The sequence below is a fragment of the Lelliottia sp. EB106-05-01-XG201 genome (assembly GCF_058791735.1).
Genome location: NZ_JBYTDV010000001.1, coordinates 544,785 through 565,853 on the forward strand (window position 1 = coordinate 544,785; position 21,069 = coordinate 565,853).

Below are 21,069 nucleotides of genomic sequence, written 5' to 3' on the forward strand. Positions count from 1 at the left end.
TAATCATAATTAATCACAAAATGACGTGTTGTGATTTATGTTGTCACCATTAAATCAGCATTGCAACGACGATTTTGCAAATTAAGTGATGTAACAAGTCGTACTAACAGACGGGGGAAATCCATTTTTTCGTTTGAAATCATTGTTAATTACTTAAATTAAAAGAATAAATTAAGGCTGGTAAGTGTGAAATGAAAATCATTATGAAGCGGAGGGAAATAATTTGCGTGGCTCGTCACAAATAATCAAATGCAATCTTGTGGTGATTATTTGTGATTACTAGAGTGAGGGCACTTCTCTTACGCAGTTTGTCCTTCGTACCCTCACTTTCTGGAGTGTGTTATGGAAATCCTCTACAGCGTCTTTACCGTCTTCTTCAATCAGGTAATGACCAATGCGCCGCTGTTGCTGGGTATTGTGACGTGTCTCGGCTATATCCTGTTACGCAAAAGCGCGAGCGTGATTGTTAAGGGCACCATCAAAACCATTATCGGTTTTATGCTGCTGCAGGCAGGTTCCGGTATTTTAACCAGCACGTTTAAGCCTGTTGTCGCCAAAATGTCGGAAGTTTACGGCATTAACGGCGCTATCTCCGACACCTACGCCTCCATGATGGCGACCATTGATCGCATGGGCGAAGCCTATAGCTGGGTGGGATACGCGGTCCTGCTGGCGCTGGCCCTGAACATTACCTACGTTCTGCTGCGTCGCATCACCGGTATTCGTACCATCATGTTGACCGGGCACATCATGTTCCAGCAGGCGGGGCTGATCGCGGTCTTCTTCTTTATCTTCGGCTACCCGATGTGGACCACCATCATCTGCACGGCAGTGCTGGTGTCGCTCTACTGGGGCATCACCTCCAACATGATGTACAAACCGACGCAGGAAGTGACCGACGGCTGCGGGTTTTCCATCGGTCACCAGCAGCAGTTCGCCTCATGGATTGCCTATAAAGTCGCGCCTTTCCTCGGCAAAAAAGAGGAGAGCGTGGAAGACCTTAAGCTCCCCGGCTGGCTGAACATTTTCCACGACAATATCGTCTCCACGGCGATTGTGATGACCATTTTCTTCGGCGCGATTCTGCTCTCCTTCGGCATTGACGTGGTGCAGGCGATGGCCGGGAAAACTCACTGGACGATCTACATTCTGCAGACCGGCTTCCAGTTCGCGGTGGCGATTTTCATCATCACCCAGGGCGTGCGTATGTTTGTGGCTGAGCTTTCCGAGGCCTTCAACGGCATCTCTCAGCGACTGATTCCTGGCGCCGTTCTGGCGATTGACTGTGCGGCCATCTATAGCTTTGCGCCGAACGCCGTCGTGTGGGGCTTTATGTGGGGCACCATCGGCCAGCTGATTGCGGTTGGTATTCTGGTCGGCTGTGGCTCCTCCATTCTGATCATTCCAGGCTTTATTCCGATGTTCTTCTCCAACGCCACTATCGGCGTGTTCGCTAACCACTTCGGCGGCTGGCGCGCGGCGCTCAAGATTTGCCTGGTGTTGGGGATGATCGAAATCTTTGGCTGCGTGTGGGCAGTCAAGCTGACCGGCATGAGCGCCTGGATGGGCATGGCGGACTGGTCGATTCTGGCACCGCCGATGATGCAGGGCTTCGCCTCTGTCGGCATCGTCTTTATGGCCGTCATTATCCTGATTGCACTGGTTTATATGGTCTTCGCAGGGCGCACATTACGCGCTGAAGAAGACGCTGAGAAACAGCTGGCAGAGCACTCTGCCTAACAAGGAGTTTTGATTATGACCGTACGTATTCTGGCAGTGTGTGGTAACGGGCAGGGCAGCTCCATGATCATGAAAATGAAAGTGGACCAGTTTCTCACCGGGCAGGGCGTTGATCATTCGGTGAATAGCTGCGCCGTGGGTGAGTACAAAAGCGAGCTGAGCGGGGCGGATATCATCATTGCCTCCACGCATATCGCCGGCGAAATCACCGTGACGGGCAATAAATACGTGGTGGGCGTGCGCAATATGCTCTCCGCCGCGGATTTCGGTCCGAAGCTGATGGACGTCATCAAAGAGCACTTCCCCGGTGACATCAAATAAGGACGCGAGATGAAATTACGTGATTCGCTGGCGGAGAACCGTTCCATCCAGCTTCAGGCCGAGGCCGGCACCTGGCAGGAGGCCGTCAAACTGGGCGTCGATTTACTGGTTAAGGCAGATGTGGTTGAGCCGCGCTATTACCAGGCCATTCTCGATGGCGTGGCGCAGCACGGACCGTATTTCGTCATTGCCCCAGGCCTTGCGATGCCGCACGGCCGCCCGGAAGAGGGCGTCAAAAAAACCGGCTTCGCGCTGGTCACGCTGAAAACACCGCTGGTCTTTAACCATGAAGACAACGACCCAGTCGATATCCTGATCACCATGGCGGCAGTCGATGCCACCACCCATCAGGAAGTGGGCATCATGCAGATCGTGAATCTGTTTGATGATGAAGCCAATTTCGACCGTTTACGCGCCTGCCGTACCGAGCAGGACGTGCTGGATTTAATCGATCACGCCAATGCGGCGGCAGTTTAAGAGGGAATTGAATATGTCATTACCGATGTTGCAGGTCGCGCTGGATAACCAAACGATGGCCCATGCGTATGAAACCACGCGCCTGATTGCGGAAGAAGTGGACATCATCGAAGTCGGCACCATTCTTTGCGTCGGAGAGGGCGTTCGCGCCGTACGCGATCTAAAAGCCCTGTACCCGCACAAAATCGTGCTGGCAGATGCCAAAATTGCCGATGCCGGAAAAATCCTTTCGCGGATGTGCTTTGAAGCCAACGCCGACTGGGTGACGGTGATCTGCTGTGCGGATATCAACACCACCAAAGGCGCGCTGGAAGTGGCGAAAGAGTTCAACGGCGACGTGCAGATTGAACTGACCGGCTACTGGACCTGGGAACAGGCGCAGGAGTGGCATGACGCGGGCATTCAGCAGGTGGTTTATCACCGCAGCCGTGACGCGCAGGCGGCGGGTGTGGCCTGGGGTGATGCCGATATCAGCGCGATTAAGCGTCTTTCGGATATGGGCTTTAAAGTCACCGTGACGGGCGGCCTGGCGCTGGAAGATTTACCGCTGTTTAAAGGCATTCCGATTCATGTTTTCATCGCCGGGCGCAGCATTCGTGATGCCGCTTCTCCGGTCGAAGCTGCGCGTCAGTTCAAACGTTCCATCGCCCAGCTGTGGGGCTAAGGAGCGGGTATGTTATCGAAACAGGTCCCGCTGGGTATCTATGAAAAGGCGCTCCCTGCGGGGGAGTGCTGGCTTGAGCGCCTGCTGCTGGCGCAAAAGCTGGGATTCGATTTTGTTGAAATGTCCGTGGACGAGACGGATTTACGCCTTTCTCGTCTCGACTGGAGCCGTGAACAACGTCTGGCGTTGGTCAATGCGGTAGCGGAAACCGGCGTGAGGGTGCCGTCGATGTGTCTGAGTGCGCATCGTCGTTTTCCCCTCGGCAGCGAGGACGACGAGGTTCGCAACCAGGGCCTGGAGATCATGCGCAAAGCCATCACCTTCGCGCAGGATGTCGGTATTCGCGTGATCCAGCTGGCGGGCTATGACGTTTACTATCAGGAAGCCAATGACGAAACGCGCCGTCGTTTTCGTGAGGGGCTGAAGGAGAGCGTCGAGATGGCCAGCCGTGCGCAGGTGACGCTGGCGATGGAGATCATGGATTACCCGCTGATGAACTCCATCAGCAAGGCGCTGGGCTACGCGCATTATCTCAATAATCCGTGGTTCCAGATCTACCCTGACATCGGCAATCTTTCCGCATGGGACAACGACGTGCAGATGGAACTGCAGGCCGGGCGCGGGCATATCGTGGCGGTTCACGTCAAAGACACGCGTCCAGGCGTTTTCAAAAACGTCCCCTTCGGCACCGGAGTGGTGGATTTCGAACAGTGCTTCCGGACGCTCAAACAGAGCGGCTACTGCGGACCGTATCTGATTGAGATGTGGAGTGAAACGTCAGACGACCCGATTGCCGAAGTGGCGAAAGCCCGCGACTGGGTTCGCGAGCGGATGGCACGGGCGGGACTGCTGGAGGCTTCTCATGCAGCAGCTTAAACAGCAGGTGTTTGACGCCAATATGGATCTGCCGCGCTACGGTCTGGTGACCTTTACCTGGGGCAACGTGAGCGCGATCGATCGTGAACGCGGGAGGGTGGCAATCAAACCCAGCGGCGTGGCGTACGACGTCATGCGGCCAGAGGATATGGTGGTGGTGGATCTCGACGGCAACGTCATCGACGGGAAATGGAATCCCTCTTCGGATACCGCTACCCATCTGGCGCTCTATCGCCGCTTTCCGTCCCTCGGCGGCGTGGTGCATACCCACTCGACCCATGCAACGGCCTGGGCGCAGGCCGGGCTGGCGATTCCGGCGCTGGGCACCACGCACGCGGACTATTTCTTTGGTGACATCCCCTGTACCCGGGTGTTAACCGAAGAGGAAGTGCAGGGCGAATATGAGCTCAACACCGGGAAAGTGATTATCGAGACGATCGGTGAGCGTGAACCGCTGCATACGCCGGGGATTGTCGTCTGGCAGCACGGTCCGTTCGCGTGGGGCAAAAGTGCGCACGACGCGGTGCACAATGCGGTGGTGATGGAAGAGGTGGCGAAAATGGCGTGGATTGCGCGCGGGATCAACCCGCAGCTTCAGCCCATCGACAGCTATCTGATGAACAAACATTACCAGCGCAAACACGGTCCGAACGCCTACTACGGGCAGAAATAAAAAAAAGCCCCCGGGCAGGGGGCAAGTCAAACTATGGCTATATTCTCGTTGTTGGCTTTCCTGGTGCTAGCGTCAAAGTCTTATCGATAGATATCTGCGCTGGCATGCATATTGCCGTTGCTACCGGGCTCGCGGGTCAATATTACGTGGTAATACTGTGCGCCCTGTGCATCGGTCTCTTCATTCAGCGCCTGATCTGCTTCACTTTCGGTGGCGAAATTATGGTTTATGTAAATAACACCTAAGCTCTGCACATCATCCATATTTCTGGCCTGTCGACCGTCGATCTTGATGGCTGCCATCGCGTTTGCACTGAGCAAAAGCGCAGCCAGAATGGCTATTACGATTTTTTTCATGATATGCGCTCCACGACTGCGTGCTGTGTGACGGTTTTTCCTCTCCTTTTCACCGGGGATAGGGTCTGATTAAAGTGTAATCGCTAATAGTGTGGCGAATGGCGACCATTTCTGATGCTGTTGTTCAAAAAAGTCGCGCTTTTCGATGTGTCTAATTTTAAATCATCTACTTAGACCCGCTTCACGGTTTGTGCGAATTATTTGTGCAATCAGCTTGAGTTTTTGGGGGTTCGCAATTAGAATGACGCGTCAATTTTTCGGCCGCCCTTTAACACGTTCCTTGCCTCCATGGGCCGCGGCTGACCCAGACAGGAGGCTGAATAATCCGTAAGGAGCAATTCGATGCGTCATTACGAAATCGTTTTTATGGTCCATCCTGACCAGAGCGAACAGGTTCCGGGTATGATCGAACGTTACACTGGTGCAATCACTGCAGCAGAAGGTACGATCCACCGTCTGGAAGACTGGGGCCGCCGTCAGCTGGCTTACCCGATCAACAAACTGCACAAAGCTCACTACGTTCTGCTGAACGTTGAAGCTCCGCAGGAAGCGATCGATGAGCTGGAAACTAACTTCCGCTTCAACGACGCCGTTATCCGCAGCATGGTAATGCGTACTAAGAACGCAGTTACCGAAGCATCTCCGATGGTTAAAGCGAAAGACGAGCGCCGTGAGCGTCGCGATGATTTCGCAAACGAAACCGCAGATGATTCTGATGCTGGGGATTCTGAAGAGTAATTTCTGATGACCAACCGTCTGGTGTTGTCCGGTACCGTGTGCAGGACCCCCCTTCGTAAGGTCAGCCCATCAGGAATTCCTCATTGCCAGTTCGTGCTTGAGCATCGTTCTGTGCAGGAGGAAGCCGGGTTTCACCGGCAGGCGTGGTGCCAAATGCCCGTTATTATTAGCGGACACGAAAACCAGGCCATTACTCACAGTATAACGGTCGGCTGTGCAGTCACCGTTCAGGGGTTCATCTCTTGCCACAAGGCAAAGAACGGCCTGAGCAAAATGGTTCTGCATGCCGAGCAGATTGATTTGATAGATTCTGGAGACTAGCCATATGGCACGTTATTTCCGTCGTCGCAAGTTCTGCCGTTTCACCGCGGAAGGCGTTCAAGAGATCGACTATAAAGATATCGCAACGCTGAAAAACTACATCACCGAAAGCGGTAAGATTGTCCCAAGCCGTATCACCGGTACTCGTGCAAAATATCAGCGTCAGCTGGCTCGCGCTATCAAACGCGCTCGCTACCTGTCCCTGCTGCCGTACACTGATCGTCATCAGTAATCGGGCACGGTCCATTAATACGACTTTAAGAGGATAAGGTAATGCAAGTTATTCTGCTTGATAAAGTAGCAAACCTGGGCAGCCTGGGTGATCAGGTTAACGTTAAAGCGGGTTACGCACGTAACTTCCTGGTTCCACAGGGTAAAGCTGTTCCAGCTACTAAGAAAAACGTAGAGTTTTTCGAAGCACGTCGTGCTGAACTGGAAGCCAAACTGGCTGACGTTCTGGCGGCTGCTAATGCTCGTGCTGAAGCAATCAATGCACTGGGCACCGTTACCATCGCGTCTAAATCTGGCGACGAAGGTAAACTGTTCGGTTCTATCGGTACTCGCGACATCGCTGACGCTGTAACTGCAGCTGGCGTTGAAGTGGCTAAGAGCGAAGTTCGCATGCCGAACGGCGTTCTGCGTACCACTGGTGAGCACGAAGTGGACTTCCAGGTTCACAGCGAAGTGTTCGCTAAACTGGTTGTTAACGTTGTAGCTGAGTAATTTTTTACTCTGTTAGCGTTTGAAGCGCCGGCCTTGTGCCGGCGTTTTGTTTTTTAAGCCCCACCAAAATCACACGCCTCACCTTGTATGGTAGCTATTCCCGTCGCATTCCCTGATAATAAATGAAACGCCATTTTATCTCTGAGATTTGCTATGGACGCCCCTCAACCCGTATCCCTGTTTGCCCGTAAGAAAATCGCCTACGCCAGCGCCACGCTCTGCTGCCTGCTGTGGGGAAGCTCTTATCCGGCGATCAAAAGCGGCTACGAACTTTTCCAGATTGCCACCGACGATATTCCGTCGAAAGTGGTCTTCGCTGGCTACCGTTTTCTCTTCGCCGGTCTGATATTGCTGATGTTTGCCCTCGCGCAGCGCAAGCCGATTGCCCGGCTCACGCCACGGCAGTTTGGACAGCTGACGCTGCTGGGCCTGACCCAGACGTCAATCCAGTACGTTTTCTTCTATGTGGGTCTCGCGTACACCACAGGCGTGAAAGGCTCGATCATGAATGCGACCGGGACCTTCTTCAGCGTGCTGCTGGCGCACTTTATCTATCAGAACGACAAGCTCAGCTATAACAAAACCATCGGCTGTATTCTCGGCTTTGCGGGCGTGATGCTGGTGAACTTCAACAGCGGATTGATGGATTTCCACTTTGTCTGGAAGGGCGACGGTTTTGTGGTGCTGGCGGCGTTTATCCTCTCTGCCGCTACGCTGTACGGAAAACGGATTTCGCAAACCGTCGACCCGACGGTGATGACCGGCTGGCAACTTGCTATTGGCGGGCTGGCGATGGTGGTGGGGGGCTACTTGACGGGCGGAACGCTGGAAGTGCACAGCAAGGCGGCGGTGGCGGTGCTCGGCTACCTGACGCTGCTGTCGTCCGTGGCCTTTGCCCTCTGGAGTATGCTGCTCAAAGTGAACCGCGTCAGCATGATCGCGCCGTTCAACTTTGTTATTCCCGTTGCCGGTACCGTGCTGTCGGCCATTTTCCTTGGGGAAAACATTCTGGACATCAAATACGCTATCGCGCTGGTGCTGGTCTGCTCGGGGATCTGGTGGGTGAATAAGGCGAAAAAAACCGTCTGATGTGAACACCCGGTCAGCGCGACCGGGCATCTCGATTATTTCACGCGCATAAAGTTGCCGTTTTGCTCACGCATAAACAGCACCTGCTGCCCGTTTCCGGTATCAATCGTCAGGCCCGTCACGACGCCGCTGGCGTTCTGGCGAATCTGCACCATCTGGCCATTCTGCAAGTTACTGAGGGGTTTTCCTTCGCCTTCTACCTGCGCCATCGCATAGACATCGGTCGGCGGCAGATTATGGTCGCGGAACAGCTGCGCCATGGTTTTACCCGGTTCGACGCGGTAAGCGCGCCACTGCTGATCAATCCCTGGCGGCTGTTGCGCCTGCGACCGAACGGGCGCGGCGGCCTGTTCCTGCGGCTGCTCTTCCTGAACCGGTTCCGGGGAGACCGGCGCGACTTGATCAGGATCGTTTGACGGCGTGACCAGCTGCGTCTGCATCGGCTGTTGATCCGGCTGCGGCCGGGACTGCGACTGAATGTCCAGCTGCGCGTTGCGGCTCACGGGCTGCGCATCGCTGCTGTCATCGCCAGAAGGAAGCAGGAATCCGATCACCACCACCAGCGCGGCAATAATAATGCCCCGGCGGTGCAGCGGTGGCAGCGGATCCATGATGCGAAAATTGTCCGGCGCATGCCAGATTTTCTCCAGGGTAGGTTTCAGTTCAAATCGCCCGGGCATGGCTCTCCTCCTGCTCCGCATCATTATAATCCTGTCCTGAGAAGTATAGTCTGCTAACTGCCTGAATGGCGTAGTAAACCCGACTCGTGTGACTCATGTTTAGGAAAACACCTGGTCGCCCCTATTGTTTCTGTTTCGCCGCAGTTTGTCATCTTAACTTAAGACAAAGTTTTACCCATAAGGGCGTGGCTGATATGCTGCCCGCTACTTTAAATGTGATGGAAGGAAAACCCATGACCACCCCGACTTTTGACACTATCGAAGCGCAGGCAAGCTACGGTATCGGTTTGCAGGTAGGACAGCAGCTGAGCGAATCCGGCCTGGAAGGACTGTTACCTGAAGCACTGGTGGCGGGTATCGCTGACGCGCTGGAAGGCAAACACCCGGCTGTACCGGTAGACGTTGTGCACCGCGCACTGCGTGAAGTTCACGAGCGTGCAGATGCCGTTCGTCGCGAGCGTTTCGAAGAAATGGCCGCTGAAGGCGTGAAATACCTGGAAGAAAACCGTGAGAAAGAGGGCGTGAACAGCACCGAATCCGGCCTGCAGTTCCGCGTGATCACTCAGGGCGAAGGCGCAATCCCGGCTCGCACTAACCACGTGCGCGTGCACTACACCGGCAAACTGATCGACGGCACCGTGTTCGACAGCTCCGTGGCGCGCGGCGAACCGGCTGAATTCCCGGTCAACGGCGTGATCCCAGGCTGGATCGAAGCGCTGACCCTGATGCCGGTCGGTTCCAAATGGGAACTGACTATCCCGCAGAACCTGGCTTACGGCGAGCGTGGCGCTGGCGCGTCCATCCCGCCATTCAGCACCCTGGTGTTTGAAGTCGAGCTGCTGGAAATCCTGTAATCGGCATACGCATTTCCTCTCCCGCTGCGGGAGAGGAAGTAGTGAGAAAACCTATAGTTACGCCGATATCAATATTTAATCTTGCAAACAGCCGAGTTGCGTGTATTTTTGTGAGCTGTTTCGCGTTGTATGAGTGATATGACACTCACTTTAAACATATTATTAACATAATATCTATTTCATAGTATTCATCCCGCCGATTCTTACCTACTATCGATGAGTCCTTTTACGGGGACCGTCATGTATTGACGTATTTAAAGGCCAGAAGAGCCTTAACAACACAGACAGGCACAAACAGGAAAAAATCACATGGTAGATCAGGTAAAAGTCGTTGCCGACGAAGAGGCATCGTCTGAACAGTCGCTACGGCGCAATCTCACAAACCGTCATATTCAGCTTATCGCCATCGGCGGTGCCATCGGCACGGGGCTGTTCATGGGGTCGGGCAAAACCATCAGCCTTGCCGGGCCGTCGATCATCTTCGTCTATATGATCATCGGTTTTATGCTGTTCTTCGTGATGCGGGCAATGGGTGAATTGCTGCTCTCGAATCTCGAATACAAATCCTTCAGCGACTTCGCCTCCGACCTGCTCGGCCCGTGGGCGGGATACTTTACCGGCTGGACCTACTGGTTCTGCTGGGTCGTCACCGGTATGGCTGACGTCGTCGCCATCACCGCCTACGCGCAGTTCTGGTTCCCCGGCCTTTCCGACTGGGTGGCGTCCCTTGCGGTGATTGTCCTGCTGCTGAGCCTCAACCTCGCCACCGTGAAAATGTTCGGTGAGATGGAGTTCTGGTTCGCGATGATTAAAATCGTCGCTATCGTCGGGCTGATTGTCGTGGGCCTGGTGATGGTGCTGACGCACTTCCAGTCACCGACCGGCGTGCAGGCTTCCTTTACGCACCTGTGGAATGACGGCGGCTGGTTCCCGAAAGGGCTGAGCGGCTTCTTCGCGGGCTTCCAGATTGCGGTCTTCGCATTCGTGGGCATCGAGCTGGTGGGCACCACCGCGGCGGAAACTAAAGATCCGGAGAAATCCCTGCCGCGCGCGATTAACTCGATTCCAATTCGTATCATCATGTTCTACGTTTTCGCGCTGATCGTGATTATGTCCGTGACGCCGTGGAGCTCGGTTGTCCCAACCAAGAGCCCGTTCGTCGAACTGTTCGTACTGGTGGGGCTGCCAGCGGCAGCGAGCCTGATTAACTTCGTGGTGCTGACCTCGGCGGCCTCGTCTGCCAACAGTGGCGTGTTCTCGACCAGCCGTATGTTGTTCGGTCTGGCGCAGGAAGGCGTGGCGCCGAGCGCATTCGCGAAGCTCTCCAAGCGCGCCGTACCGGCGAAAGGGCTGACCTTCTCCTGCATCTGCCTTCTGGGCGGTGTGGTGATGCTGTACGTGAACCCAAGCGTGATTGGCGCGTTCACCATGATCACCACGGTGTCGGCGATCCTGTTCATGTTTGTCTGGACGATTATCCTCTGCTCGTACCTGGTGTACCGCAAACAGCGTCCACAGCTGCATGAAAAATCGATCTACAAAATGCCGCTCGGTAAGCTGATGTGCTGGGTTTGCATGGCGTTCTTTGTGTTCGTGCTGGTTCTGCTGACGCTGGAAGATGATACCCGTCAGGCGCTGATTGTGACGCCGCTGTGGTTTATCGCGCTGGGGTTAGGCTGGCTGTTTATCGGTAAGAAACGTATGGCAGGCGTGCGTTAAGTCTGTTGCCGGATGGCGCTAGCGCTTATCCGGCCTACAAAGGCGACAAATGCACGAAATTCTGATGCCGGATGGCGCTTCGCTTATCCGGCCTACGAAGGCGACAAATACACGAAATTCTGTTGCCGTATGGCGATTCGGTTATCCGGCCTGCGAAGGCGACAAATGCACGAAATGTAGGCCCGGTAAGGCGAAGCCGCCACCGGGCTTTTTTTTATTCCCCGGCTAATGCGCGCGGGAACAGGACGTTATTTTCCAGACTGATGTGTTCCATCAGATCGTCAATCAATACGTTGATGCCGTTGTACATCGCTTTCCATGTCGTGCAGGCATCCGCCGGTGGCGTCACGTTATTGGTAGTGTGCTTGATCACTTCCAGCAGTTCACCCGCGTCGTCATGCTCACTCTCCATCACGCTGATCGGCCCCATCGCCTGGCTGCCCATCCCCTGTTTGATCATCGGGAACAGGATCTGCTCCTCTTTCATCATATGGCTGGAGAGCTCTTCGTGCAGCATGGTCAGGTATTTCGCCAGCCCGCGCGGGACCGAGGCTTTATCGGCATGCACGCGCTCAACTTTGGTCGCCTGCAAAATCAATTCCGGCAGCTGTTCGCGGTGGCGATCGTGGTAACGCACGATGATGTGGTCAATGATCTCCGCCAGCGCCGCGCTGCGCCAGTCTTTCTCGATGGGCTGCTCAGCGAGTCGCGCCAGCTCGGCTTCAATTACGTCAATATCCAGCTCTTTTCGCAGAGCCGCACGCGCCAGCGTTTGTTTCCCGCCGCAGCAGTAATCCATATCGTATTGGCGAAACAGCGCAGATGCGCGGGGAATGGAGAGCGCCAGCTCGCCTAAAGGTTGGTCGCGAAAGGCCATAGCAGTTTCCTCATCATCAAGAATATAAGATGCATATTAAATGCATCTTTAAAGCAGGGCTATAACTCTTTGGTGGCAGCGGCAATAATGAGAGATACGTCACAATTATTTTGAAGTATTAACTTGCTGAATGGATTTAAAAAATTCCGGGATCGGGCTTCTCGCGCCCGACATCACGTTAAACAACCCCGCGCCCCTGCCGATAGATACAGGTCAGACAAAATCCTGCATATAACTAAAGGCATCGCATGTTTAAACGTATAAAAGTCATCACCCTCTTGATCTCGGTGTTGCTCGGGCTGGGCGCCGTCCAGCTGATCTCCGCCGGGGTATTCATCAATGCCCTGAATAACGACAAAGACAATTTCACCGTTTCTCAGCTCTCCAGCCAGAACGTGGCGGAATTTACCGACGCCTGGATCAGCCTCAACCAGGCGCGTGTGACCCTTAACCGCGGGATGCTCCGCTTACAGAGCAGCGTCGCCAGCCAGATCAACGGCGGACAGCTAAACGAGCTGGTCGGCACCGCGAAAAACCTGCTGGCCGACGCGCAGAGCCATTACGACAAATACTACGCCCTGCCGGAAACGCCGGGGATGGACGAAAAGCTCTCCAGCCAGCTGGAAGAGCAATATCGCCTCTACTCCGCGACCCTGACGCAGATGAACACCTTGCTGGCGCAGGGCAATCTGGAAGATATGTTCAAGCAAAACGCTGAGCAGAAGCAGACCTCGATGCAAAAAGTGTATCGCGAGTGGCGCGAAGCGCAGGCCAAACTGACCAACAAAGGCATTCAGGACAACGAAAGCGACTACACCCGCATCCTGTGGATCCTCTCCGCCATTATGCTGGTGGTCGTGGCGGTGATTGTCACCAGCTGGATTGCGATGCGCCGCGTGCTGTTGCTTCCGCTGCATGACGTCATCAGCCATATCCGCGCGATTGCGGCGGGCGATCTGACGCAGCCGATCGACGCCCAGGGCAAAAATGAAATGGCGGTACTGGCGCGTAACGTGCAGGAGATGCAAACCGCGCTGGCGAACACCGTTGGCGTGGTGCGCGAAGGGGCTGACACCATCTATACCGGCGCGGGCGAAATTTCTGCCGGCAGCAACGATCTCTCCTCCCGTACCGAGCAGCAGGCCGCATCGCTGGAAGAGACCGCCGCGAGCATGGAACAGCTGACCGCCACCGTGAAGCAAAACGCCGACAACGCCCGTCAGGCTTCTCGCCTGGCGCTGGACGCTTCGACTACCGCCAAAAAAGGCGGCAGCGTGGTGGAAGGCGTGGTGCGCACGATGGATGAGATCGCCACCAGCTCCAGCAAAATTGCCCAGATCACCAACGTCATTGACGGCATTGCCTTCCAGACCAACATTCTGGCGCTGAACGCGGCGGTAGAAGCCGCGCGCGCAGGCGAGCAGGGCCGTGGTTTTGCGGTGGTGGCAGGTGAAGTTCGTACTCTGGCGCAACGCAGCGCTCAGGCGGCGAAAGAGATCAAAGGGCTGATTGATGATTCGGGCGATCGCGTCAACGCCGGTTCGGCGCTGGTGAATCAGGCCGGGGAGACCATGGCGGAGATCGTGAATGCCGTAACCCGCGTGACCGACATCATGGGCGAAATCGCCTCGGCGTCCGATGAGCAGAGCCGCGGTATTGACCAGGTGGGTCAGGCGGTGGCGGAGATGGATCGCGTGACCCAGCAGAACGCCTCGCTGGTGGAAGAATCGGCAGCCGCAGCGGCAGCGCTGGAAGATCAGGCCGCGCGTCTGAACGAAGCTGTGGCGGTGTTTAAAATCACCCGCGGTCAGGCGGTGAAAGCGGCACCGGTGAAAACCCATTCGCCGAAAGCCAGGCCTGTGGCGACGGTGAACGAAGCTCACTGGGAAACCTTCTGACAGACGCCGGATGGCGCTTGCGCTTATCCGGCCTACCAAAACCAAATCCAAATCGTAGGCCCGGTAAGCGCAGCGCCACCGGGCTTTTTTTTACATTTCGGCCACCGGAACCACTGTCGGTTTTTCCGGTTTCGCTCTGACCGCGATCACCACCCCCACCACCAGCAGCGCAATCCCGCACCCCGTTAACAGCGGCGGCACGCTCTGGCGCATCAGGAAGGTATAAAGCAGCCCGGCCAGGGTTTCGAAGACAATCAACGGCCCGAGGATCACCGTCGGCAGTTTCTGGCTGGCGATATTCCAGCACAGGGCACCGACCCACGAGCACAGCACCGCAATCGCCACCATCAGGCCGACAAACAGCCACGGACGCGGGCCAAACGGCAGCGCAAATTCCGGCTGTTGCACTCCCAGCCACCAGCAAGACGCCGCATACCCCAGCAGCGAAACCGGCAGCGTCACCAGCGCCTGGGCGGTTGCCCACATCATCGGATGCTTATCCGGATTCTCCCGCAGCCAGCGGGCGTTGCGCAGGGCATACCACGCCCAGCAGACCACCGACACCGACGCCAGCAAAATCCCGGAACCGTACCGCCAGCCGTCAAACTCGCCCACATTCGCGTGGCGCAGCTCGGCGATATTCACCAGCGTCAGCCCGATGGCGATACAGACCAGCGCAGGTACCATTTTTGCCCACGCCAGTTTGCCGTCGCGCTGGCTGTACAGCAGATTGGCGAACACCGGGATCACTACCGGCAGCGTGCCGATAATCATGGTGGAAACCGGCGCGCCGGTGCGCTGAATGGCGCTCGCCAGGCAGACGTAATAGATAATATTGCCCATCATGGTCAGGCCCAGGGCAGTGGCCCAGTCGCGGCGAGTCAGCTGGCGCAGACGCGCCCGGCCCAGCCACGCCAGCGGCAGGGCGATCAGCCCCAGCGCCAGATAGCGCCCCATCGACTGCAGCACCGCCGGGTATTCCGGCACAATCAACGGCCCGACAAAAATCAGCCCCCACATCAAACCCGCCAGCAGGGCATACAACACGCCGCTAATCATTTTGCCATCCACGTCAGAGAAACCTGCGTGCAGTGTAGGAGGACGCACGTCGGGAATATTGTATGAGATTGCGCATTAGCGCCGGACGACCTGCTTCTGATAGCGAACCGGTGTGATGCCGTAGCGATGGGTAAAGGCGCGGGTGAGGTGCGACTGGTCGGTGAGACCTGTGGCGGCAGCCACTTCAGCGGCTGGCATGCCGAGGGTAAGAAAAGCTTTGGCGCGCCACAGGCGGATCGCCATCAGCATCTGGTGCGGCGTGACGTGAAAGTGGGCTTTAAACTGGCGCTGGAAATGGTACGGGCTGAGGGAGACCACGCGGGCCAGCTCGTCCAGCGTGACCGGATGCATATAGCTATCGTGCAGATACTCGCGCGCCCGCTCAAAGCGATGCGCCCCTTCCTGAATCACCGGCGCATGGCGCGCCAGCGGCTGGAAGGTATCGATCAGATCCAGCAGCAAACCCTTCTGCGCCAGCGGATCGTCCGTGTGCCAGAGTCCATAAATCAGCTGACAGATCTGCTGCGAGCGCTGCGGGTCATGGCGCGTAACGTCGCTAAACCACCAGTGGCGGATGCCGGTCACTTCTTCGAGCAGGTCGGGGTCGAGATAGACCATCCGGTAGCGCCAGCCGTCGTCGGTCGCCGCTTCGCCGGTGTGCAGCTCGTCAGGATTCATGGTGACAACGGAATGGATGGGGGCGACATACTGGGTGCCGCGATAACGAAAGCGCTCGGCACCGGCTTCAATCGCGCCGATCCCGAAGGCTTCGTGGGTGTGAGGTTCAAAGGCGTAGCGTGAGATATGCGCATGATACAGTTCGACGCCCGGCACCTGCGCCAGATGGCGAAAGCGCGCGCTGTCTCTCTCATCGATGAACTGTTCGGGTACGCCTTGCACGGTGAGCCTCCGGGTGGGTTATCTTTTCATTATCAGAGATGGCCCACGGGGACGCCACAAAAATTAACCAATGTTTAACGCTTACAGAATGCCTTTGACGCTCTCTGCCAGCGTCGTGGTCGGGCGACCGATGAGCTTGCTAAGGGTATGGCTGTCGTCGAACAGACCGCCCTTAGAGGCGCCCGTATCGGAGTCTGCCAGCATATCCGCCAGCCCGGCCGGTAAGCCCACGCCTTTCAGCGCGGCGGCGAAATCGGCTTCGCTCAGGTTCTGGTAGGTCACCGGTATGCCGCTCTGTTTACTCAGTTCGGCGGCCAGGTCGCTCAGCGTCCAGGCATTGTCACCTGCCAGTTCGTACACTTTGCCCGCGTTGCCTTCTCCGGCGACAACGATAGCCGCTGCCGCCGCGTAATCTTCGCGCGTGGCCGAGGCGATTTTACCGTCACCCGCCGCGCCGATAAATACGCCGTGCTCCAGAGCGGGTGGTGCGCTGGCGAGATAGTTTTCCGTATACCAGCCGTTACGCAGCAGAGCGTAAGGAATGCCGGACTCGGCCAGCGCTTTTTCAGTCTGAACGTGTTCAACGTGCAGGCCGAGCGGGGATTGATCCGCATGCAACAGGCTGGTGTAGGCGATGAATTTCACGCCCGCGGCTTTGGCGGCATTGATGACGTTCTGGTGCTGAGTCGCGCGCTGGCCGACTTCGCTGGAGGAGATCAGCAGCAGTTTTTCTACGCCGCTCAGGGCTGCGGTGAACGCCGCCCGATCCGTGTAATCCGCCTGACGCACAACGATACCTTGTTGGCTCAGGGCCTCGGCTTTCGCCGGGTTACGCACAATCGCCACGATCTGGCTGGCAGGTACGGTTTTCAGCAGGTTGTCGATAACGTGTTGGCCAAGCTGGCCGGTAGCGCCGGTAATTGCGATCATCGGGTATGTCCTCGGTGTTTGTCTGGTGTGGAAGCACATTAGCATTGCCACTAACTTTTAGTAAGTACGTACAAAAAGGTAAGCTTCAAATGCGTCATGAAGACGTTTCTTTACAGCACCGCGCCTTTTTTGCCGCTAAGATAAGCGCCTGAATTTGATTGAGGCGTCTATGATCCCGCGTCAGCGTAAAGCTTTTCTTCTTGTTGCTCTGGCATGTCTGGTGGTGCTTGTCTGCACGACCCAGCGCATGGCGGGGCTGCACGCGCTGGTGATGAACGCCTCTCCTGTGACTCAGCAAAGTGTCGACGGCGATGCCCCGGTCACCCCCTGCGAGCTGAGTGCCAAATCCCTGCTGGCAACGCCGCCGATCATGTTTGAGGGCGCGCTGTTTGCCATCACCCTGGTGCTGGCGATTCTGGCCGCCGTACCGCATCGTCCGGTGCGCCGCTGGCCGCCTCGCGTCATCTCTCCGCCCCGATTGCGGGTGCATCTGCGACTCTGCGTCTTCCGTGAATGATTGATTGCCTGCGAATTCAGGTTAATCAATTATTTATGGAGAAAATAAATGCACGCATTTTTAAGGCAGCTTCTGATCTGCCTGCTTTGGCTATGGCTGCCCGTCAGTCAGGCCGCCGACAGCGGCTGGCTGCGCGCCGCGGATAACGATCACGCCAGCGTTCGCCTGCGGGCCGACGCTCAGCAAAAGGGCGACACGCGCCTGCTGCTGGACTTCTCCCTGGAGAAAGGCTGGAAAACCTACTGGCGATCGCCGGGGGAAGGCGGCATTGCGCCCGCCATCAAATGGCAAACCCCGCTGGAGATGGACTGGCGCTGGCCGGTGCCGCAGCGTTTCGAGGTGGCCGGGATTTCGACTCAAGGTTACGACGGCAAGGTCTCTTTCCCCATTACTCTGCGCGGCACAATGCCCGAGAAACTGGCGGGCGTGCTGACGCTCTCCACCTGCAGCAACGTCTGCATCCTGACGGACTACCCCTTCGCGCTGGATCTCAGTGCGCCCGCCGACCCGCAGTTCAGCTACGACTTCAGCCGCGCGCTGGGCACGCTGCCGCTTTCTGAGGGGCTGACTTCCCGGCTCACCGCCGGTTTCGGCGCAGAAAAGCTGACTGTCACCGCTACCCGCGAGGCGGGCTGGCAAAACCCCGAGCTCTTTATCGACACCCTCGCGGACACGGATTTTGGCAAACCGGTTTACCGGGTTGACGGCCAGACCCTGACCGCAACGCTGCCCGTCAGCGACGGCTGGGGCGATGCCGCACCGGATCTCAGAGGCAAAACCCTGTCGCTGGTGTTAGCCGACAGCGGCCAGGCGCAGGAGAGCCGGGTGACGGTGGGGGAGACTCAATCCAGCGCCGCCCCGTTATCCCTTGGCTGGATCCTGCTGATGGCGCTGGCTGGAGGGCTGATCCTCAACGTCATGCCGTGCGTACTCCCGGTGCTGGCGATGAAGCTGGGCAGCATCGTGCAGGCCTCAACGACCCATCGCCGCGTCGTGCGCCAGCAGTTTATGGCTTCGGCCGCCGGGATTGTGACCTCGTTCCTTGCGCTCGCGCTGATGATGACCGCCCTGCGCCTCAGCAATCAGGCGCTGGGCTGGGGCATCCAGTTCCAGAATCCGTGGTTTATCGCGGCAATGGTGCTGGTGATGGTGGGCTTCAGCGCCAGCCTGCTGGGGCTGTTTGAGATCCGCCTCTCATCCGGTTTTTCAACATTTCTCGCCACGCGCGGCGGGAATGGTCTGGTGGGCCATTTCTGTCAGGGGGCTTTTGCGACGTTGCTGGCGACACCCTGTACCGCGCCGTTCCTCGGCACAGCGGTGTCGGTGGCGCTGGTCGCCCCCTTATCGCTGCTGTGGGGGATCTTCCTGGTGATGGGGATTGGCATGAGCCTGCCGTGGCTGCTGATCGCCGCCTGGCCGGGGCTGGCGCTGCGCCTGCCGCGTCCGGGGCGCTGGATGAACGTCGTGCGGATAATCCTTGGGCTGATGATGCTCGTGTCAGGCCTGTGGCTTGCCAGCCTGCTCGCCGTTCACATCGGGCAACTGCCGACGCAGGCGTTTAGCGCGCTCCTTTTGATCGCGCTGCTGCTCGCCACGCTGTGGCGCTGGGGTTGGCGGGTGGCGCTCTGGAGCACGTTGGCCGCGATCGTGGCGCTCGCCATGATTCTTGTGCTGTTGCGCTCCGGCCATACGGGGCTTACGAAAGATCGCATTGCCTGGCAGCCGCTCAGCGAAGAGGCCCTCACCGCTGCGCTGGCGGACAACAAAAGGGTATTTGTGGATGTCACCGCCGACTGGTGCGTGACCTGTAAAGCCAACAAATACAATGTCCTGCTGCGCGACGAAGTGCAAGATGCCCTCAGCGCGCCGGACGTGGTAGCCCTGCGCGGTGACTGGAGCCGTCCGTCAGAGACCATCGGCCAGTTCCTCCGCGCGCGCCAGAGTGCCGCCGTCCCCTTCAACCAAATTTACGGCCCCGGACTCGAGCAAGGCCGCGTCTTGCCGCCGCTGCTGGACCGCGATGATGTGCTCCAGACCCTGACCGATGCCAAAGGAAAATAATGATGCGTATTTTAGCCACACTTCTGCTGTTCTGTTTTTCGACTCTGAGTTTTGCCGGCGAACCCGATCTGGAGAATTTGCTCTGGAACGACCCCGATACCCCCGCGATGGGGGCGGAAAAACCGCGCCTGACGCTGGTTTCCTTTACCGATTACAACTGCCCGTACTGCAAGCAGTTCGATCCGGAGCTGGAGAAAATCGTGCAGAAATTTCCGGACGTCAAACTGGTGGTGAAACTCCTGCCGTTTCGCAGCGAAAGCTCTGCCAACTCCGCGCGTATCGCCCTGACCGCGTGGCGACAGCAGCCGCAGCAGTACTGGGATCTGCACCACCGGCTGATGTCGAAGAAGGGCTATCACGATGACGACTCTATCCTGGCCGCGCAGCGGAAGACGGGGACTGCGGCCATCAAAGCGGATGAGAAGAGCGGTGAAACCCTACAGATGAATTTGATTCTTGCTCAGGTGCTGGGCGTGCAGGGCACGCCGGCGACTCTCGTCGGCAAAACCATGGTGCCGGGTGCAATTCCCTACGACGACCTGGAGGCGCTGGTGAAAGAAGAGCTGGCGAAGCAAGATGCGCAGTAACCTCGCGCGCTGGCTGCGCGAAGGCATCGTCTGGCTGCTGATTGCGGCAGCCGCGGTTGTGATTGTGGATCAGTTCCGCAAGCCTGAGCTCCCCGCGACATTCATCAGCACCCCGCTGCAGACGCTGGACGGCGAATCGGTGGATCTGGCGAAGCTGAGCCAGGATCGACCATTGCTGGTGTACGTCTGGGCGACCTGGTGTGGCGTGTGCCGCTACACCACGCCGTCGGTGGCGAACATGGCGGAGGAGGGCGGAAACGTCCTCACCGTCGCGCTGCGCTCCGGTGAGGATGCGGCGCTGAGCCAGTGGCTGGCGAAAAAGCGATACGCGATGCCGACGGTTAACGATCCAAAGGGTGAGCTTGCGAAAAGCTGGCAGGTGCAGGTCACGCCGACGGTGCTGATTATCTCGCACGGGGAGGTGAAATCTTTGACTACCGGTTACACCAGCGGTTGGGGCATGAAGCTGCGGCTCTGGTGGGCGGGGTGATGATATGGCACACTATCGCCACTTATCGCTAACTTTTAGTAAGTACCCTCAGAAAGGTGAGTATGAAAACGTCAATCCCGACTCTCAGCGAGCAAATGCGCGACGGCAATCTGTTTGCCGAACAGTGTCCGTCCAGGGATGTACTTAAGCACGTTACCAGCCGTTGGGGCGTGCTGATCCTGGTGGCGCTGCGCCAGGGGACGCATCGTTTTAGCGACCTGCGCCGCAAGATGGGTGGCGTCAGCGAGAAGATGCTGGCCCAGTCGCTGCAGGCGCTGGAGCAGGACGGATTTGTCGATCGCGTGTCGTATCCGGTGGTGCCCCCGCACGTGGAGTACAGCCTGACGCCGCTGGGCGTTGAGGTGAGCGAGAAGGTTGCCGATCTGGCGGACTGGATCGAGGTGAATACGCCGCAGGTGTTGGCCCATCGGGACGACCGTGCGGCGTGATGGATTGCCGGGTGGCGCTGACGCTTACCCGGCCTACAGTTTCGGCGCGATTTGCGGGTTTTGTAGGCCG

At 57.3% G+C, this 21,069-nt stretch carries 25 protein-coding genes; 19 read left to right on the forward strand and 6 right to left on the reverse strand.

Annotated elements, in window-relative coordinates:
- Positions 1–342: 342 nt before the first annotated feature.
- From ulaA to AC3WS9_RS02560, 6 genes are read left to right on the forward strand one after another with little or no spacing between them, the layout of a single operon-like run.
- Positions 343–1,740: a PTS ascorbate transporter subunit IIC gene (gene ulaA / locus AC3WS9_RS02535; RefSeq protein WP_492486518.1), complete on the forward strand. Its 1,398-nt coding sequence runs from the start codon at positions 343–345 to the stop codon at positions 1,738–1,740.
- Positions 1,741–1,755: 15 nt separating this feature from the next.
- Entirely contained in the window at positions 1,756–2,061 is a 306-nt protein-coding gene (gene ulaB, locus AC3WS9_RS02540; protein ID WP_282493320.1) for a PTS ascorbate transporter subunit IIB, read from the forward strand.
- Between the two features lie 9 nt (positions 2,062–2,070).
- Positions 2,071–2,538: a PTS ascorbate transporter subunit IIA gene (ulaC, locus tag AC3WS9_RS02545; RefSeq protein WP_492486520.1), complete on the forward strand. Its 468-nt coding sequence runs from the start codon at positions 2,071–2,073 to the stop codon at positions 2,536–2,538.
- 13 nt (positions 2,539–2,551) lie between these two features.
- Positions 2,552–3,202 carry a 3-keto-L-gulonate-6-phosphate decarboxylase UlaD gene (ulaD, locus tag AC3WS9_RS02550; RefSeq protein ID WP_282493322.1) on the forward strand — a complete coding sequence of 217 codons (651 nt, stop codon included), beginning with the start codon at positions 2,552–2,554 and terminating at the stop codon, positions 3,200–3,202.
- A 9-nt stretch (positions 3,203–3,211) separates the two neighbouring features.
- A complete protein-coding gene (locus AC3WS9_RS02555) occupies positions 3,212–4,078 on the forward strand; it encodes an L-ribulose-5-phosphate 3-epimerase (protein WP_285153583.1) in 867 nt (288 codons plus the stop codon).
- Positions 4,065–4,751 (forward strand): L-ribulose-5-phosphate 4-epimerase, encoded by a 687-nt coding sequence (locus tag AC3WS9_RS02560; RefSeq protein WP_492486523.1) that lies wholly within the window; start codon positions 4,065–4,067, stop codon positions 4,749–4,751. Before AC3WS9_RS02555 ends, AC3WS9_RS02560 begins: the two co-directional genes overlap by 14 nt.
- 80 nt (positions 4,752–4,831) lie before the next feature.
- On the opposite strand, the gene yjfY is transcribed toward AC3WS9_RS02560, so the two are convergent.
- Positions 4,832–5,107 carry a DUF1471 family protein YjfY gene (gene yjfY, locus AC3WS9_RS02565; protein WP_285145727.1) on the reverse strand — a complete coding sequence of 92 codons (276 nt, stop codon included), beginning with the start codon at positions 5,105–5,107 and terminating at the stop codon, positions 4,832–4,834.
- Between the two features lie 342 nt (positions 5,108–5,449).
- Between yjfY and rpsF the strand changes: the two genes are divergently transcribed.
- The 5 genes from rpsF to AC3WS9_RS02590 all read left to right on the forward strand — a co-directional run bounded on the left by rpsF (position 5,450) and on the right by AC3WS9_RS02590 (position 7,978).
- Positions 5,450–5,845, forward strand: a complete 396-nt coding sequence (gene rpsF / locus AC3WS9_RS02570; protein WP_011915632.1) for a 30S ribosomal protein S6 — start codon at positions 5,450–5,452, stop codon at positions 5,843–5,845.
- A 6-nt stretch (positions 5,846–5,851) separates the two neighbouring features.
- A complete protein-coding gene (gene priB / locus AC3WS9_RS02575; RefSeq protein WP_100777875.1) occupies positions 5,852–6,166 on the forward strand; it encodes a primosomal replication protein N in 315 nt (104 codons plus the stop codon).
- A 4-nt stretch (positions 6,167–6,170) separates the two neighbouring features.
- Positions 6,171–6,398, forward strand: coding sequence for a 30S ribosomal protein S18 (gene rpsR / locus AC3WS9_RS02580; RefSeq protein ID WP_000135199.1), 228 nt, complete (start codon positions 6,171–6,173; stop codon positions 6,396–6,398).
- A gap of 41 nt (positions 6,399–6,439) precedes the next feature.
- Positions 6,440–6,889, forward strand: a complete 450-nt coding sequence (gene rplI / locus AC3WS9_RS02585; protein WP_059179941.1) for a 50S ribosomal protein L9 — start codon at positions 6,440–6,442, stop codon at positions 6,887–6,889.
- A gap of 153 nt (positions 6,890–7,042) precedes the next feature.
- Positions 7,043–7,978: a DMT family transporter gene (locus AC3WS9_RS02590; RefSeq protein WP_492486539.1), complete on the forward strand. Its 936-nt coding sequence runs from the start codon at positions 7,043–7,045 to the stop codon at positions 7,976–7,978.
- A 35-nt stretch (positions 7,979–8,013) separates the two neighbouring features.
- Here the strand turns inward: AC3WS9_RS02590 and AC3WS9_RS02595 are convergent, their stop codons facing one another.
- Positions 8,014–8,658, reverse strand: coding sequence for an OapA family protein (locus tag AC3WS9_RS02595; protein WP_324723454.1), 645 nt, complete (start codon positions 8,656–8,658; stop codon positions 8,014–8,016).
- Positions 8,659–8,891: 233 nt separating this feature from the next.
- Between AC3WS9_RS02595 and bamJ the strand changes: the two genes are divergently transcribed.
- Positions 8,892–9,512, forward strand: a complete 621-nt coding sequence (gene bamJ, locus AC3WS9_RS02600; RefSeq protein WP_174348693.1) for a BamJ family beta-barrel-assembly machinery protein — start codon at positions 8,892–8,894, stop codon at positions 9,510–9,512.
- Between the two features lie 309 nt (positions 9,513–9,821).
- Positions 9,822–11,231, forward strand: coding sequence for a D-serine/D-alanine/glycine transporter (gene cycA, locus AC3WS9_RS02605; RefSeq protein ID WP_285145730.1), 1,410 nt, complete (start codon positions 9,822–9,824; stop codon positions 11,229–11,231).
- Positions 11,232–11,445: 214 nt separating this feature from the next.
- Here cycA and ytfE read toward each other — a convergent pair whose 3' ends face one another.
- A complete protein-coding gene (gene ytfE, locus AC3WS9_RS02610; RefSeq protein WP_282493331.1) occupies positions 11,446–12,108 on the reverse strand; it encodes an iron-sulfur cluster repair protein YtfE in 663 nt (220 codons plus the stop codon).
- 248 nt (positions 12,109–12,356) lie between these two features.
- Here ytfE and AC3WS9_RS02615 point away from each other — a divergent pair, with 248 nt between their 5' ends.
- Positions 12,357–14,006, forward strand: a complete 1,650-nt coding sequence (locus AC3WS9_RS02615; protein ID WP_492486542.1) for a methyl-accepting chemotaxis protein — start codon at positions 12,357–12,359, stop codon at positions 14,004–14,006.
- A 90-nt stretch (positions 14,007–14,096) separates the two neighbouring features.
- Here AC3WS9_RS02615 and AC3WS9_RS02620 read toward each other — a convergent pair whose 3' ends face one another.
- The 3 genes from AC3WS9_RS02620 to AC3WS9_RS02630 form a co-directional block, all read right to left on the reverse strand.
- The gene (locus tag AC3WS9_RS02620; protein WP_282493477.1) at positions 14,097–15,065 is read right to left on the reverse strand and encodes a DMT family transporter; all 969 of its coding nucleotides are present in this window, start codon (positions 15,063–15,065) and stop codon (positions 14,097–14,099) included.
- A 75-nt stretch (positions 15,066–15,140) separates the two neighbouring features.
- A complete protein-coding gene (locus AC3WS9_RS02625; protein ID WP_492486544.1) occupies positions 15,141–15,965 on the reverse strand; it encodes an AraC family ligand binding domain-containing protein in 825 nt (274 codons plus the stop codon).
- A gap of 81 nt (positions 15,966–16,046) precedes the next feature.
- A complete protein-coding gene (locus AC3WS9_RS02630; protein WP_492486546.1) occupies positions 16,047–16,895 on the reverse strand; it encodes an SDR family oxidoreductase in 849 nt (282 codons plus the stop codon).
- A gap of 169 nt (positions 16,896–17,064) precedes the next feature.
- Here AC3WS9_RS02630 and AC3WS9_RS02635 point away from each other — a divergent pair, with 169 nt between their 5' ends.
- The 5 genes from AC3WS9_RS02635 to AC3WS9_RS02655 all read left to right on the forward strand — a co-directional run bounded on the left by AC3WS9_RS02635 (position 17,065) and on the right by AC3WS9_RS02655 (position 20,999).
- Complete coding sequence (locus AC3WS9_RS02635) at positions 17,065–17,412, forward strand: copper resistance protein (RefSeq protein ID WP_492486548.1); 348 nt, start codon at positions 17,065–17,067, stop codon at positions 17,410–17,412.
- A gap of 48 nt (positions 17,413–17,460) precedes the next feature.
- The gene (locus AC3WS9_RS02640) at positions 17,461–19,473 is read left to right on the forward strand and encodes a protein-disulfide reductase DsbD family protein (RefSeq protein WP_492486550.1); all 2,013 of its coding nucleotides are present in this window, start codon (positions 17,461–17,463) and stop codon (positions 19,471–19,473) included.
- 2 nt (positions 19,474–19,475) lie between these two features.
- Positions 19,476–20,060 (forward strand): DsbA family protein, encoded by a 585-nt coding sequence (locus tag AC3WS9_RS02645; protein WP_492490294.1) that lies wholly within the window; start codon positions 19,476–19,478, stop codon positions 20,058–20,060.
- Positions 20,050–20,550 (forward strand): protein disulfide oxidoreductase, encoded by a 501-nt coding sequence (locus AC3WS9_RS02650; protein ID WP_492486552.1) that lies wholly within the window; start codon positions 20,050–20,052, stop codon positions 20,548–20,550. The genes AC3WS9_RS02645 and AC3WS9_RS02650 overlap by 11 nt, the downstream gene beginning before the upstream one ends.
- 62 nt (positions 20,551–20,612) lie before the next feature.
- The gene (locus AC3WS9_RS02655; protein WP_282493338.1) at positions 20,613–20,999 is read left to right on the forward strand and encodes a winged helix-turn-helix transcriptional regulator; all 387 of its coding nucleotides are present in this window, start codon (positions 20,613–20,615) and stop codon (positions 20,997–20,999) included.
- Positions 21,000–21,069: the final 70 nt, after the last annotated feature.

What these genes read in the sequence shown, in the direction of transcription:
- ulaA (WP_492486518.1), top strand. Translation starts at nt 343, where the DNA reads ATGGAAATCCTCTACAGCGTCTTTACCGTCTTCTTCAATCAGGTAATG.
- ulaB (WP_282493320.1), top strand. Translation starts at nt 1,756, where the DNA reads ATGACCGTACGTATTCTGGCAGTGTGTGGTAACGGGCAGGGCAGCTCC.
- ulaC (WP_492486520.1), top strand. Translation starts at nt 2,071, where the DNA reads ATGAAATTACGTGATTCGCTGGCGGAGAACCGTTCCATCCAGCTTCAG.
- ulaD (WP_282493322.1), top strand. Translation starts at nt 2,552, where the DNA reads ATGTCATTACCGATGTTGCAGGTCGCGCTGGATAACCAAACGATGGCC.
- AC3WS9_RS02555 (WP_285153583.1), top strand. Translation starts at nt 3,212, where the DNA reads ATGTTATCGAAACAGGTCCCGCTGGGTATCTATGAAAAGGCGCTCCCT.
- AC3WS9_RS02560 (WP_492486523.1), top strand. Translation starts at nt 4,065, where the DNA reads ATGCAGCAGCTTAAACAGCAGGTGTTTGACGCCAATATGGATCTGCCG.
- yjfY (WP_285145727.1), bottom strand. Translation starts at nt 5,107, where the DNA reads ATGAAAAAAATCGTAATAGCCATTCTGGCTGCGCTTTTGCTCAGTGCA.
- rpsF (WP_011915632.1), top strand. Translation starts at nt 5,450, where the DNA reads ATGCGTCATTACGAAATCGTTTTTATGGTCCATCCTGACCAGAGCGAA.
- priB (WP_100777875.1), top strand. Translation starts at nt 5,852, where the DNA reads ATGACCAACCGTCTGGTGTTGTCCGGTACCGTGTGCAGGACCCCCCTT.
- rpsR (WP_000135199.1), top strand. Translation starts at nt 6,171, where the DNA reads ATGGCACGTTATTTCCGTCGTCGCAAGTTCTGCCGTTTCACCGCGGAA.
- rplI (WP_059179941.1), top strand. Translation starts at nt 6,440, where the DNA reads ATGCAAGTTATTCTGCTTGATAAAGTAGCAAACCTGGGCAGCCTGGGT.
- AC3WS9_RS02590 (WP_492486539.1), top strand. Translation starts at nt 7,043, where the DNA reads ATGGACGCCCCTCAACCCGTATCCCTGTTTGCCCGTAAGAAAATCGCC.
- AC3WS9_RS02595 (WP_324723454.1), bottom strand. Translation starts at nt 8,658, where the DNA reads ATGCCCGGGCGATTTGAACTGAAACCTACCCTGGAGAAAATCTGGCAT.
- bamJ (WP_174348693.1), top strand. Translation starts at nt 8,892, where the DNA reads ATGACCACCCCGACTTTTGACACTATCGAAGCGCAGGCAAGCTACGGT.
- cycA (WP_285145730.1), top strand. Translation starts at nt 9,822, where the DNA reads ATGGTAGATCAGGTAAAAGTCGTTGCCGACGAAGAGGCATCGTCTGAA.
- ytfE (WP_282493331.1), bottom strand. Translation starts at nt 12,108, where the DNA reads ATGGCCTTTCGCGACCAACCTTTAGGCGAGCTGGCGCTCTCCATTCCC.
- AC3WS9_RS02615 (WP_492486542.1), top strand. Translation starts at nt 12,357, where the DNA reads ATGTTTAAACGTATAAAAGTCATCACCCTCTTGATCTCGGTGTTGCTC.
- AC3WS9_RS02620 (WP_282493477.1), bottom strand. Translation starts at nt 15,065, where the DNA reads ATGATTAGCGGCGTGTTGTATGCCCTGCTGGCGGGTTTGATGTGGGGG.
- AC3WS9_RS02630 (WP_492486546.1), bottom strand. Translation starts at nt 16,895, where the DNA reads ATGATCGCAATTACCGGCGCTACCGGCCAGCTTGGCCAACACGTTATC.
- AC3WS9_RS02635 (WP_492486548.1), top strand. Translation starts at nt 17,065, where the DNA reads ATGATCCCGCGTCAGCGTAAAGCTTTTCTTCTTGTTGCTCTGGCATGT.
- AC3WS9_RS02640 (WP_492486550.1), top strand. Translation starts at nt 17,461, where the DNA reads ATGCACGCATTTTTAAGGCAGCTTCTGATCTGCCTGCTTTGGCTATGG.
- AC3WS9_RS02645 (WP_492490294.1), top strand. Translation starts at nt 19,476, where the DNA reads ATGCGTATTTTAGCCACACTTCTGCTGTTCTGTTTTTCGACTCTGAGT.
- AC3WS9_RS02650 (WP_492486552.1), top strand. Translation starts at nt 20,050, where the DNA reads ATGCGCAGTAACCTCGCGCGCTGGCTGCGCGAAGGCATCGTCTGGCTG.
- AC3WS9_RS02655 (WP_282493338.1), top strand. Translation starts at nt 20,613, where the DNA reads ATGAAAACGTCAATCCCGACTCTCAGCGAGCAAATGCGCGACGGCAAT.